We start from the raw sequence: 13,972 nt of genomic DNA, 5'->3' as shown, positions 1-13,972 counted from the left end.
GATTACTGTCTATTTATTTTTGTCATTTCCCTTACCTTTGGAATCTGAATTGCCATTATTACTTTTCTCTGACTTTGATGAGTTGCTATTTCCCTGAGTTCCAGCACCCTTTTTTTCGGATCCATTTGAAGCCTTTTCATATTTCCTGTCTTGGTCTTCTTCTTGATTAATGTCTGCATTACTATTTTCTTCTTTTTTCAAATTACCATTATTACTTTTCTCATTCCATGAATTATTGCCTTTTTCTGTCTTAGCTTCTTTAGTTTTTTGATCTCCTATTGATGATTGTGTAAATGTAATATCTTCTTCTGTTGATCCAGACGCTACATTAGCATCCTGATTACTAGTGCTTGTGTTTGTATCTGTTCCAGTGTTAGTATTTGTATTACTATCTGTAACATTCGTATTAGTATCTACAGAATTCTTTACATCAACAGCATCATTATCATTTCTAGTCATTTTTCTCAATTCTTTAGTTTTCTTTTGAATTTCCTTAACCGAAATCGATTTATAATCGTCTACCTTAATACTTGGATCTAGTGCTTGAAGCTTTTGTATAAGATTTAATTTTCCTGGAGTTATTCCGAGTTGCCTTGCTTCATCTCTTCTTGCAAGTGCTACTTTATCAGTTTCAACTTCTGCTTCCAAATCATTATTTTTTAATGTTTCATCTGCAGTTTCTTTTAAAGATTCATTTAACTTATCTGCTAAACCATCCTTATCTGTAGATACTGTAATTTCAACTGCTGCAGCTGTAGTTACATTTGTACTATCTTCCTTTATGTAACCATCTGATATGGCATTTGTTATTACTGTGCTGACTGCATTGTCAACTTTAGTGTTTACCAGATTAGTTCCTTCTAGAACTTTTTCACCATCTTCATTATATGCTTCTGCAGATACCACTGTATCAAAAGCGTTTACTCCTAGCTCAACACTCGGATTAATATCTAAACTGACATATGCTACTGGAGTTTTAGCATAAGCATATACTCCTCCTCCTAAACTAAATGCTACTGCTATCGATGCAGCTAAAGCAATTTTTCTCTTCATATAAGTTCCCCCTAAAATATTTTTTATCTTATTGTTAAATGTATTTTTCTTGCTTAAGTATCCCGCTTTTTTCTTTACAGATTCTTCAATACGTTGTCTAGAAGACAAGTCCATAGATAGGTTAATATTTTCATTCAATAATAAATCAGTATCACTAATGTTTAAGTCATCTAATAATTCAAATAATTTATCATCCAATTTATCTCCCACCTCCCAATAATTTTTTTAATTTTTCCATACACCTAGAAACTTTTTTATCAATTGTATTAACTTTTAAACCCAGATCACTGGAAATGTCTTTCGAGCTTTGATGTAAGTAATATTTTCTTATAATTATTTCACTATCAGGTTCTCCTAATGATTTTATAGCACTTATAAGCTCAGAATTGCTTTCTTTTAATAAAATCGAATGTGCTGCATCATCTACAACACTATGTAATTCTTGGGCTACATCATCTATTGGAAGATTATTATTATTTTTATTTTTTCTATACATATCTATAGCTTTTCTTTTTGCTATAATTGCTAAAAAGGCTTTGATTGATCCCTTATCTAAATCAATTCTATTTTTATAATGAAAAACTTCAAAAAACACATCACTTACACATTCTTCTATATCTTCTTTTGAATACATTCCAGAAAGTTTATTAAATATTATTGTGTAAATAAGTGCCATATAGTTATCCATCAGCTTCTTAAGGCCTATTTCCGGCTTCTCATCCAAAAGTTTTAGTAATTCAATGTCCGAAATCAAAACGCACCTTCTTCCCCTAAAATTTCGTTATATATTATACAATTCGTAATGCATAAATAAAATCTGACAATAAATTTCAAAAAATATAATAATTTTTACATTATCAATATCAAATACTTATATTTTCTTTTCTCTCCTGTTCTATGTAATATATATGAAATATATAGATAAATCCTATTAATGCTAATACTAGTGATTCTTCAATAATAATTTTTTATACTATTTCGCGATATATTCCAATTAAATTTATGCATTCTGTTCCTCCACTGAACTTAATAAAGTTCTAAATTCAAATTCGTTATCGCATACATACAAAAATGAGTAGCTATTATTATTTTCTATATTAGCTACTCATTTTAAACTATTTAATTATTTTTATTTTTATCCTTATTACCATTCTGTGGGTTTGAATTACCGTTATCACTTTGTTTTTGAATTTTAGCCGAATTATCTTTTGATTTTTCAACTGCTGTGGCATTTTCTTCTTTTTTACTAGATGAATCACTATTTTCTTCTTTCTTGACACTTCCATTTCCATTTGATTTAGAAGAAGAATTGCTTATTTTTTCTTCTGTAACTGCATCTTGATTAACATCACTTTCTATGTTTCCACCAGTATTTACATCATCTTTAACTGTAGTCTCTTCATTATTATTGATTTTCTTTAATTCTTTAGTCTTCTTTTGTATATCTTTTACAGAACTTGATTTATAATCTTCTACACTTATAGTTGGATCTAATTCCTGTAGTTTTTGTATCAAATTTAATTTACCTGGAGTTATTCCTAACGTTCTTGCTTCATCTCTTCTTGCAAGAGCAACATTCTGAGTTTCGACTGTTGCTTCTATGTTATTTTCCTCTAATGATTTGTCGGCAATTTGTTTTAAAGATTCATCTAACTTCGTTGCCACATTATCTTTATCCGTAGCTGTAGTAATTTCAACTGCCGATGTACCGTCTTCCTTTATATATCCATCTGAAACTGCATTTGTAATAATATTTTTAACTGCATCATCAACATCGCTATTTACTAGGTTAGTGTCTTCCAACACTTTTTTACCATCTTCATTATATGCTTCTGCAGAAATAACTTGATCAAATGTATTTACTGATAATTCAATACTTGGATTAATATCTACACTAACATATGCTACAGGAGTGGTCTTTGCATGAGCATATACACCTCCCCCTAAACTTGAAAGCGCTACAACAGATAGTACTAAAGCTATTTTTCTTTTCATATAAATTCCCCCTAAAATATAATTCATTTTTTCTTTAAAAGTATTATTTGATTTATAATAACCAGTTTTTTTGCTAACTAATTTTTCAATTCTTTTTATAGTAATATCATCTAATGATAACTTTATATCTTTAGATAGCAACAGATTAGTATCACTAATATTTAAATCATCCAATTTTTCAACTAGTTTATTCTCCAAATTATAAAATCCCTCCCAATAGTTATTTTTTTGTGCACAAACTAACTATTTTTTTCTTTACTCTTCTTAATAATTTTAAAACCCTGGTTTTAATAAATACTGTAAAACTTCTATCAGTTGTTTTTTGCTTTTCATAATATAATTCGTATTGTTATTATGAAATCTGACAATACTGCTGATAGAATTTAAATAAATTTAATTAAGAAAAAAGAGCCCTATTTATTTGGCTCTTTTCTTACGGGTTTATATTTTGAATTTGGATCATTTGGATTTATGTAATCATAATCTCCATTTTCAGTCTTTCTTAATCCTAATGATGCCATTTGCTTTTTAGTGACTTTACGTTTATTAGTCATAATTATCTCTCCTTACACTTCTTTAGATTTAACTCATATTAAAAATTTGTATCAGTAATCTACATAATGATATGTAAATATTATTTCTAAATAACATATAAACTAACGTGGTTAAATATTATCATCATTAATCTATATTATATAAGGTATATAGATCTAAAATCTTCTTTTGTAATATCTTATGTACTTATATCTAAATTTCTATTTTGCATATTATTCTTGACTTTAGTATACGCACTCATTCTAAGTTTATACTAATTTATGATTCATCTTATTATGTTAAGCTGCTTATAAAACTACTTAAGGCAGCTCCATAATACTGTGAAGCATAAATCTCCTACTAATCTTAAGACTTCTTTAAATGAATCAGTCTTCTCGTGATTTATACCCGCAACGAATCAACTCAATGTCCACCAATTTGGCTTCATATAGATAACTAAGGAATTAAAAAAAACAAACTCAGAAATATTTGTAACTTCTAAGTCTGCATCTCTTAATAATTTAATATAAGTTTTAGTTCATAACAATAATGAAATCTAGACAATAAAATTCTCATCCTTAATTTGATATATGTTGGGAGAAAGATCTATCTATATAATTTCTACTTTTATTTAGGAATTTACTCTCTATTTCCTTATCCCAAAACTTCATAGCTGGTTTTCCGATAAAATTAATTCTTGCACCTTCAATAACCATGCATATGAAAAACACAAGAGAAATAGTAATTATAGCATGAAGCGACAACCATCTTGAATTGTAAAAGGAATTATTTTTAGCAATATGTTCCCATAAATAACTCCGAACAAGATTATTATCATGAATCAAATATATTCCAAATGTAGTTGAAGATATACTATTAATTATCTTTTTAGATCCAATATCTAATTTTTTAAAATAAAGAAATAATGAAATTGAGCAAATAAGCATTGGTAGGGAATTCATCTCTCTTAAGAATGTAGAATCAATAGGAAAATCATTTATTCTTAGAGATAACACATCTAGTATAACTACTGAGAACATTATTAATATATAGCTGCTAGTAAATATCACTAAAAGTAATTTCGTCTTATCAAAAAACTTATGTTGATATTTCCTTATATAACTTGCAACTAAATACAAAAATACAAACCAAGATAAATTATCAATTTCAAGTAATGAATTTGAAAAAGTAGGTATGACTGATAACACTACAATCAGTATGGTAATCAATATCTTATTCTCTTTTTGAGTACAATAATTGATAAGCTTATTTAAATATGGGGATAGTATATATAATTCCACATATGTAGTAGCAAACCAATACTTAGAAAATATTATAGGGAAAAATGATTCAGCAGTTTCTCTAATTCCTATATGAGATATTCCGAATAATTTAAAAATCAGCATTATAACTACAGAATAAAAGAAAACTTGTCCTACAATTTTAGCAAACTTTTTTATATTAAATTTTGAATTAATCATAAAGTATCCTGTAATTAAAACAAAGCAATTAACACCTAATTTCCCACCTAAACTTAAAAATTGGACAATTATCCTATTGTAACTTAGTTCGTTAGGAATATCCCATCCACCATGAACAGAATAATGATGTGCAATAATCATTATTATCGCCAAAATTCTTAGTAACTCCAAATTAGAGCTTCTTCCTATTTTTCTTTCAACCATATTAATCTTCGAGTCAATTTCTGTATTTTCCACCGCATACACCTCATGTCAATAAAACTAACTTAATAGTCTTATACTTAAACTTTCTATTATCACTGGTAAATTATATCATAATTTACTGTTATAATAGCATTTATTTTCAACTTATATTTTTACTGAGCGCTAACCATATCATCCCTAATGACTAGATATAGCTAATATACTAAAGTTTCCAAAGATATTTCAACTTTCTTTAAATTTTTATTAAGAGAAATCACTTTATTATCTTACAGAATACATCCCCAATCTATCCCCTATACATTTCTAAAGGGGTCTATCTATTTGGAACTAATTCTCCTTTTTTTTATTTATATGTTTTTAGCTTATTGATATTACGCCAAAATTTAAAAACTCAATTTTAAGTAATCTATACTTCTCACTCTCTAATAATATCTACTATAACTCTATTCATTATTATAGCAACGTAATTACTAATCAATCTTACCAGCTACATTTACTTTATATTCATTAATTCCTAGTATTCATATTAATCTTCTAACATATTTCTGTTATATATTTTATATAAATTCGAATAATAAAATTTGAGCGGTTCAATATTCGAATTTAAATTATGAAAGGTGGCTAAATAATGAAAAAATTTACTTTTATACTTTCTATTATTTTACTAATCACATTTAATATTAATAAAACAACTGCCACTGCTGCATCTCTCCCTCAAAACTTTTCAGAAGGATTCTACACTATATCAGATTTAAGTATCATGCAAAATGTTATGTATAATGTTCAGAACCTTTCTCCTAACGAAGTTTTTATGATTATTTTCGATAGTAATAAAAGAATTCAACAATCTATAAGGTTCGAAGGACATTCAATGAAATATGTAATGCGTCCTATGAAATATGATTATAAAATTATAATAATTGGTGATGGCAGCATATCATTTTCACCAATCAATATAAATGGCAGATAAATACTCTTTATAATTATAAATGTATATACAAGCTCCTCCTTTATAGGAGCTTGTCTGAAATTTAAGCATTTTTCTACTGATCATGAACAAGGAGGTATACGCCACGCTTAGTTATATCATTTTGAAATTTCCACATTACTTAATTCCTTTAAATAATCCAATTTTATAACCTAACATCTTTATAATTCCATACAACAATAAGGCTATTTTTATTTTATATTTTTGAAGACTTTGCCTTTATCAGTGATCCTGTAACACAAAAAAGAGCCTTAATTATAAGACTCTTAATTCTACATTACTATTAAACCCATAATTCATGACTTTCTCTTTTTAGTGAATATTGACATTTTCCCAATAGTTTAGAGCTTAACTCACTCTTAGCATTTCTATGAATATGCTCATAAGCATCATATACATAGAGAATGTCCAAATCTAAATCTTTAGTATGTTTGTTTAAAGTACTTTCTGCATATAAAAAGTGCTTTTGTAAAGATGGTTGAACTATCCACCTAGATTTTTCTTCTCCTAATTTAATAGATTTATCATTATTCTCAATCATTGATTTCATATCTTTTAAACACATAAATTTAAATTTTTCTGTAGGAATTCTATTGATTATAAGATAATTTTCTAATCTCTTATAAAGATTTTTTTCAACAGAAATGTAGATATTTTCTTTACTTCTTATTCCTTCTTCTATGTAGTTATATAAATTAACAATTAAATGCTGCTCTCCATAGTAGTATAAAATAGAATCTCTTTCACCAGTATTTCTTCGATTGGAACTATATAAATTGCTTGTGTTGCAAAATATACAGTCAGATATTAAATCATCAATAGATTGACTTAAGCAAATTACTTCATCATCCAATAAGTTATTTTGCTTTTTGGCTAGCAAATCATCAAGCCTTTCCTTCCATTCCTTAATATGACACTTTAAACCACAATTATTACATAATACTCTCATTATCTCACCCCATTTTTATTTTAAAACCCTTTTACAATAAAATTATAACATCTTTCTATGTAAATTTATGTCATTACTTGTAAGCTGAAAAAATAATTGTATTTTTTGTAGTTTAAACATACCGGAATTTTCTAAACTCTTCAATGTTTTTGTATTTTCTTTAATTCATCTCGAAATAAATAATTATAGGGTTTATACTGAATTGTTTTTTATTTCAGGCATTCATATATTCCCCTCTTTATGCTATAATAAAATCAAATAAGTTAGAGTTCAAACTTTCCACTTTGCTTTCTCTAATTATTGATAGGCACTCATAACGAGTGCCTTTTATTTACATTTGCAAAAATTTTAACATATGAATCATAAGAAAACGAAGTTTGTCTTTTCATTAAAAAATATATGATATTTACTTCTATATAATTTTAGTAATCACTTTTTAGTAGTTTCTTAATTCCCAAATTATTATATTTTCTTGGTTTATTCCAACCGGTATTTCAAACAGAGAGAACTCAACCACCATGTCAATTAAAGAATTTTGTGATATATAATCTATAACTTTAGATAATCCACTTATTGGCGGATCTCTTTTTTCTTTTAGATCGTAATTATAAATATTATATACTGGCTTTTCCATTGCAATTCTATTTGATATTCCTTTTATATCACTTAACGATGCTCTCATAATAAAATCTCTGTCTATCTCTATGTCACCTTGTAATATTAATCTATCATCTGCAATAGCTAAACTCTCATATACTGCATATCTCTTGTATTTTTTGCTTTTTAGCAACACCTGATCTTTGGTAAGCATATATAAAAACTTACCTCCTGATACAGATTTATCTCTTATATTATAATATTTATAGGTATTCTCTTCTAAATAACTTTTAAGTTCATCTAAAGTCGAATTATCCGTAAATATATTTTCTGACATTCTATTTAATCCAAGCTTTTTAATCATATAATCACTTTCATATTTATTTCTAATCATGAAATCACTCCATTTTAATTTTGTGTAATAAAAAACACACCTCCATTTCTGAATAATGTGCTATTTCTAATCTTTATAGTTACTATAAAACCTTCATTGTTCCATATAGAACTTGTCTCTACTGACTTTAATTTATTCTAGCATATTTTTGAACAGATTTTATATTTTATTGATATTTTTTAAATTTATATAATTAAAATAGGAAGGTTTCCCTTCCTATTCCATTCCTATAAATTCAACTTTTTCAACATTTCTTATGTTAAGCAAACCCTCTGTCAATGTTTTTATATCTCCATCTACTGTAGACAAATCTATGGTTATACTCAAATTAGCATAACCATTTAACGGTATGCCTTGATTTATTGTTAAAATATCTCCGCCTTTTTCTGTAATATAATTACTTATATTCGATAAAAGCCCTTTTTCATTCTTAAATATAATATTATAGGTAACTTTTCTACCCTCTGAAGTTTCTGCAAAATCAAATACGAAATCTCTATATTTATAATAAACACTTCTACTTATTCCTGCTATTTTTACTGCTTCAGTTATTTCTTTTACTTTTCCATCTTTTAATAATTTTTTTGCAAAAAGAACTTTTTCATAAACATCAGGCAAAACCCTTTTATCTATAACTAAGTAATCTCCACTCATCATTTTGTACCTTCTATAATGGTTGCCCCCGCATTATCTAAAGATAACTCTAATATATTCCATTCCAATCCTTTTATTTGCAAGAATTCTTTAAGCTTATTGCTAAAGCGCTCATCCTTTTCATCGATAATCGCCATGATTGTAGGACCAGCTCCACTTAGATAGCAAGCTAGAGCTCCTAATTCATAACTCTTATTATACACCTCTTCAAAACCAGGAATTAATTTACTCCTATAATTTTGGTGAAAGGCATCTTTACATGCATACCTTAATAATTCATATTTCCCACTAGAAAAACATGCAACCATAAGAGCTGCTCTTGATACATTATATACTCCGTCTTTTAAACTTATTTCCTTCGGAAGCACTTTTCTTGCTTCCTCAGTTGATAATCTAAAATTAGGAATTATTGAAACAAACCTAATTCCACTTTTTACATCTATCTTATCATAATAGGTCTTGTTTTCATCAACTATTGCAACAACCATGCCCCCAAGTAAGGCTGGTGCAACATTGTCTGGATGCCCTTCAATTTCTACAGCCATCTCCAACAACTCTTCTTCTGAAAACTTCTTCCCCAAGATTTCGTTAGCTCCTACTAGTCCCCCAACTATACATGTAGAGCTACTTCCAAGACCTCTAGATACTGGAACATCTTGTTTAATTTCACTTATTTCTAATCCTTTTATTTTATAGCCCGCTTTATCAAAACAATATTTCATTGCTTTGTAAATAATATTCTCTTCATTACAAAACTCTTCTGGCATTCCATTAAACTTCAAACCATCTTCTATTTCCCTGAACCCAAAATCATTGTATAAATTTAATGCTATTCCAAGCGTGTCAAATCCAGGTCCCATATTTGCTGATGTAGCTGGTACTCTAACTGTAATCATATGTTTATCACCTATGAATTCAAATAAGATAATAGAGCATTTCTCATTTCACTCTTATCCCAAACTTCATCATGTATTACTTTTGCATTTTCCAAAGTACTTAAACTATTTGGTATTTTATTGTTTGTTGAATCAGATAATTTATTTAATACTTTAAAATCATCTAATCCCTCTACATCAATATCAAGTGCATTACAAATACTTCTTGGGAATTTAAACGGACTTGCTGTTGAAAGTATTAAAGTTGGTTTGTTATCTTTAGTTTCTTCTATATACTTCTTTTTAACTACATATGCCACTGCTGTATGAGTATCCATCAAGTAATTATCTTTCTTATAAACTTCCTTTATAGCATCATACACTTCTTCTGTAGTCGCAAAGTTTCCATAAAATTCTTTTATGAAGTTTTTAATTTTTTCGTTTACTTCATAAACACCTTTAGTAGTTAGATCTTCCATTAATTTACTAACAACTTCAGTGTCTCTACCGCTTGCTTCAAATAATAATCTTTCAAGATTAGATGAAACAAGTATATCCATAGACGGTGATTCTGTTAAAATAAGTTCTCTTTTCTTGTCATATACCCCAGTTTCAAAGAAATCTGTAAGAACTTTATTTTCATTTGATGCACATATAAATTTATCTATTGGTAATCCCATTTGCTTAGCATAATATCCTGCTAATATGTTTCCAAAATTTCCTGTAGGAACTACAACATTTATAGGATCATCTTTTTGTATTACTCCTTGGTTCACTAAATTAAAATATCCATAAAAATAATACACTATTTGAGGTACTAATCTTCCAATATTAATGGAGTTTGCCGATGATAAGATAAATCCTTTTTGAGATAGCCCTTCTCTGAATTCATTATCTCCGAAGATTTCTTTTACGCCTGTCTGAGCATCATCGAAATTCCCCTTTATTCCAATGACCTTAACATTGTTTCCTTCTTGACTTGACATTTGTCTTTCCTGAATTGCACTAACACCATTCTTAGGATAATAAACTACAACTTTAAAACCATCAATATTTTTAAAACCTTCAAGTGCAGCTTTTCCTGTATCTCCTGAAGTTGCTGTAAGAATTGTTATATCCTCTTTAACATCACAAATCTTTTTAGCTCTTTTCATGATTTGTGGTAAAAATAATAACGCTGCATCCTTAAATGCACAAGTTGGTCCATGATATAATTCTAAAAAATTGTTCTTTACTTCCACACTGAATCTATCATTATATGCGTCATTAATTGCCCCAGTTAATTCCGCATCATCAATATCTGTGAAAAACTCATTGATAACTTTAAATGCTAGATCTTCATATTTAATATGCGTATCTTCCTTCAATTCATCATAGACTTTAGGAAATTCATCTGGAACATACAATCCGCCATCTTTTGAAATTCCATTAATTATTGCTCTAGCAGATTCTATATTCTTATCCAGACCCCTAGTACTTCTAAACTTCATCTAATATCACCTCAAAATTGTATTAAATATGAAAATATATCTTTATTAATTAACAAATTTAAGTATATATAAACATATTCCACCTGTAATATATATTATCATGTATTCTATAGATAAACAAGTGTTTTTCCATAAAACACATGAAAATCATAATATTTTTTTACATGTAAATGTTTAATGGCATTATTTGGATTGCGCAATCATTAATTCTTAAATCTGGGCACTCTGGTACAAAAATATTATTTTTCTCTAAACACTCTATAAGAGGAGTAAATTGCTCAAAAAACTTTTCATAAAACTGTTCTTGGCCAGTTTTTCTAAGTAAACTTATAGAATCTTGTTCTTCAGTGCACGTTTTTATTACTTTTCCTATGACCCTACACGGACAATTTATATTATCAAATATATTAAATTTATTATTCATGAAATTATCTTTATTGACGTTTAGTATTATTGTTCCATTTCCACATTTCATAATTAAATCTGTAGTGTTATTATTTTCTAAAATACTTTTCATATAAGTCAGCATTTTTAAACACATTGAAAAATTTATTTTCACATTACATTCTTTAGTTAGATCATCCAAGTATTCTGCTCCAAATATTGTTATCAAATTAATTAGAGTTTCAATATAAGACATAATGCTTTTATTTGTAATTGTTCCTTCAATCTCAATTAGATCTCCTGGATATATATTATTATTTTCTATATCTTTTTCATTTTTATGCTGCAACTGTTTATTTTCATTAAAGTAGTTAATTAAACTTCCATTTAATACGAATGTAGTATAAGTAGTTTTAACTTGTCTTTCCTCTCTTACGCATTGCCTTGCATCTATTTCTTTATCAATATGATGATGCTCAAAATTATTATTAGCATCTATTTCATTTTTATCCTTAAATCCTTTTCTCTCAATTCTTGTAACACTTCCTTGATTAGAATTTTCTATTCTATCTCCCTCATGAAACCCTGCTGATAATGTTCTATCAAAAGCTTGAGTTCTAGTTATTGTTTCTATAAATCCAGTTAACACTAAAGAGGATAAATTTCTAACTAAAATTTCATCTAAATAAACAAGTATACCAAAAGGATTGCTCATATATACTCCTTTCAAAAAGGTTAATATCTATTCGTTTCTTCTTATATATTATTCATATTCATACTAATATAAAATATTATTTATACTTTCATTTTTATTAAAGATGCATCCATTTTTTCCCAACAAATTGCAAATTTCTTAATTTGCGAATTATTTGAATCTTTTGTAATATAAATTTATAGTATAAATTTATATTAATATAGAAATTCTAATATAGTCTTCAGGTGTACTTAAACGCTTGTTTTCTATACACATTTTTTAGATTGCCTATATTAGTATTTTAGTATTATAAAATCTTTCCAGAAAGGAGATATGCCTAAATTATTATAAATACCTAAGTAAATTTTATTAAATATTAGGCATACAGTATTTAATGAAGAAGTTTTTTAAAAGATTTTTCTTAATTTTATTTATTGTACTTTTTATTTTTAGTTTATTTTTCTACAAAAGAATTATATTATCATACAGAATTGCTGATAAATATATTTCTTTAAAAAATCACGCATGGACAATACAAGAATTTAATACTCAAAAGTCATCAAGTTCAATGAATTACAAAGATGTTATTTATAAAAATACTAATGGTATTCCCTTAAAATTAGATATTTACGGCCCAATAAATCAAGTATATAAATCTTCGCCAGTACTTGTATATGTCCACGGTGGAAGCTGGGCTTATGGCGATAAAAATATTCCTGATGCATTGAGTCCGGTACTAGATACTTTCAGAGAACAAGGTTATACAATCATAAGTACTTCCTATGAACTTATGAAAGAAAAAGAAAATTTCACCAAGCAAATTTCTGATATTAAAGATACTATAAGGTGGATAAATAAGAATCAATATTCCTATAATCTTAATACAAGTGAAATAGGCATCATTGGTGTTTCATCTGGTGCGCATCTTTCTCTTATTGCAAGTTATAGTGGTGATGATGAGTTTATAGATGATGGAGATTTAAGTAATTATTCTTCAAAGGTAAAATACTTAATCGATTTTGCAGGACCAACTGATTTAAGTCTACTAAATACTCAAGATTTAAATTATGATTTAACAAAAATTTTTGCTTCTATTTCAAATAAAAAAGAAGTAATAAAAAAATATAATCCTATAAACTATGTAAGCAAATCGAATCCAAATACTTTGATAATTCATAGTGATTCAGATAATATGGTTCCTTATGAAAGCTCAAAGGAACTTTACGATAAATGTGTTCAGGAGCACTCAAAAGCCAAGCTTATTACATTAAATAGCAGTGCTCACGATTTATCAAATATCTCTAAAGATGATATTATGGATTTTTCTGAAGGATTACTTAAATTTATAATATTCAATTCACCTTTATAGAGTAAATATTTATAGAAATCGTAGGTAATGTAATGCAACAAATTAATCCTCAACTGTAATTCGTATATCTGATGCAAGACTTTACCTTCGTTTTCCTTCAGATTATACTTCGCGTCGGACACATTCTTCGCCTAGGTCAATCAACCTTTTTTAAATTATCCACAGATTTTATCGGAATATAAATTCCTAAAGAATAAAAAAATAAAGGGTATGCCCTAATTTCTTTATGGCTCACCCTTAACTTTTTAATGTCCTAAAATATACATCTTATAAAGCGCAGCTATGCACTTATGAAAAGAGCAGATATACTG

The 13,972-nt window shown here is 27.6% G+C and carries 13 protein-coding genes; 2 read left to right on the top strand and 11 right to left on the bottom strand.

Annotation, left to right across the window (positions count from 1 at the left end):
• Positions 1 to 9: 9 nt before the first annotated feature.
• From AXY43_RS21710 to AXY43_RS21695, 5 genes are all read right to left on the bottom strand, one after another.
• The gene (locus tag AXY43_RS21710; RefSeq protein WP_023974266.1) at positions 10 to 1,251 is read right to left on the bottom strand and encodes an anti-sigma-I factor RsgI family protein; all 1,242 of its coding nucleotides are present in this window, start codon (positions 1,249 to 1,251) and stop codon (positions 10 to 12) included.
• Position 1,252: 1 nt separating this feature from the next.
• Positions 1,253 to 1,807 carry a sigma-70 family RNA polymerase sigma factor gene (locus tag AXY43_RS21705; RefSeq protein ID WP_105412139.1) on the bottom strand — a complete coding sequence of 185 codons (555 nt, stop codon included), beginning with the start codon at positions 1,805 to 1,807 and terminating at the stop codon, positions 1,253 to 1,255.
• A gap of 365 nt (positions 1,808 to 2,172) precedes the next feature.
• Complete coding sequence (locus AXY43_RS21700) at positions 2,173 to 3,246, bottom strand: anti-sigma-I factor RsgI family protein (RefSeq protein WP_105412138.1); 1,074 nt, start codon at positions 3,244 to 3,246, stop codon at positions 2,173 to 2,175.
• Between the two features lie 215 nt (positions 3,247 to 3,461).
• Positions 3,462 to 3,602 (bottom strand): hypothetical protein, encoded by a 141-nt coding sequence (locus tag AXY43_RS28100; protein WP_011968634.1) that lies wholly within the window; start codon positions 3,600 to 3,602, stop codon positions 3,462 to 3,464.
• 558 nt (positions 3,603 to 4,160) lie between these two features.
• Positions 4,161 to 5,300: an acyltransferase gene (locus AXY43_RS21695; protein WP_105412137.1), complete on the bottom strand. Its 1,140-nt coding sequence runs from the start codon at positions 5,298 to 5,300 to the stop codon at positions 4,161 to 4,163.
• A 595-nt stretch (positions 5,301 to 5,895) separates the two neighbouring features.
• On the opposite strand from AXY43_RS21695, the gene AXY43_RS21690 reads away from it, so the two are divergent.
• Positions 5,896 to 6,237: a hypothetical protein gene (locus AXY43_RS21690; protein ID WP_011968632.1), complete on the top strand. Its 342-nt coding sequence runs from the start codon at positions 5,896 to 5,898 to the stop codon at positions 6,235 to 6,237.
• A 301-nt stretch (positions 6,238 to 6,538) separates the two neighbouring features.
• Here the strand turns inward: AXY43_RS21690 and AXY43_RS21685 are convergent, their stop codons facing one another.
• The 6 genes from AXY43_RS21685 to AXY43_RS21660 all read right to left on the bottom strand — a co-directional run bounded on the left by AXY43_RS21685 (position 6,539) and on the right by AXY43_RS21660 (position 12,313).
• On the bottom strand, positions 6,539 to 7,204 hold the full coding sequence (locus AXY43_RS21685; protein ID WP_011968631.1) for a hypothetical protein: 666 nt from the start codon (positions 7,202 to 7,204) through the stop codon (positions 6,539 to 6,541).
• 436 nt (positions 7,205 to 7,640) lie between these two features.
• Positions 7,641 to 8,195: a hypothetical protein gene (locus AXY43_RS21680; RefSeq protein WP_011968630.1), complete on the bottom strand. Its 555-nt coding sequence runs from the start codon at positions 8,193 to 8,195 to the stop codon at positions 7,641 to 7,643.
• 216 nt (positions 8,196 to 8,411) lie between these two features.
• Positions 8,412 to 8,849, bottom strand: a complete 438-nt coding sequence (locus AXY43_RS21675; RefSeq protein ID WP_023974269.1) for an ACT domain-containing protein — start codon at positions 8,847 to 8,849, stop codon at positions 8,412 to 8,414.
• The gene (gene thrB / locus AXY43_RS21670; RefSeq protein ID WP_039772061.1) at positions 8,849 to 9,745 is read right to left on the bottom strand and encodes a homoserine kinase; all 897 of its coding nucleotides are present in this window, start codon (positions 9,743 to 9,745) and stop codon (positions 8,849 to 8,851) included. The genes AXY43_RS21675 and thrB overlap by 1 nt, the downstream gene beginning before the upstream one ends.
• A gap of 11 nt (positions 9,746 to 9,756) precedes the next feature.
• Positions 9,757 to 11,214 carry a threonine synthase gene (thrC, locus tag AXY43_RS21665; RefSeq protein ID WP_105412136.1) on the bottom strand — a complete coding sequence of 486 codons (1,458 nt, stop codon included), beginning with the start codon at positions 11,212 to 11,214 and terminating at the stop codon, positions 9,757 to 9,759.
• A 160-nt stretch (positions 11,215 to 11,374) separates the two neighbouring features.
• On the bottom strand, positions 11,375 to 12,313 hold the full coding sequence (locus AXY43_RS21660) for a DUF6414 family protein (protein WP_039772058.1): 939 nt from the start codon (positions 12,311 to 12,313) through the stop codon (positions 11,375 to 11,377).
• A gap of 373 nt (positions 12,314 to 12,686) precedes the next feature.
• On the opposite strand from AXY43_RS21660, the gene AXY43_RS21655 reads away from it, so the two are divergent.
• Positions 12,687 to 13,661 (top strand): alpha/beta hydrolase, encoded by a 975-nt coding sequence (locus tag AXY43_RS21655; protein ID WP_105412135.1) that lies wholly within the window; start codon positions 12,687 to 12,689, stop codon positions 13,659 to 13,661.
• Positions 13,662 to 13,972 lie beyond the last annotated feature (311 nt).

Origin of the sequence: Clostridium sp. MF28 (genome assembly GCF_002969175.1) — a bacterium.
Taxonomy (GTDB): domain Bacteria; phylum Bacillota; class Clostridia; order Clostridiales; family Clostridiaceae; genus Clostridium; species Clostridium beijerinckii.
Note: the sequence above shows the minus strand (reverse complement) of the source record. Positions and strands in the feature narration are given on the sequence as shown.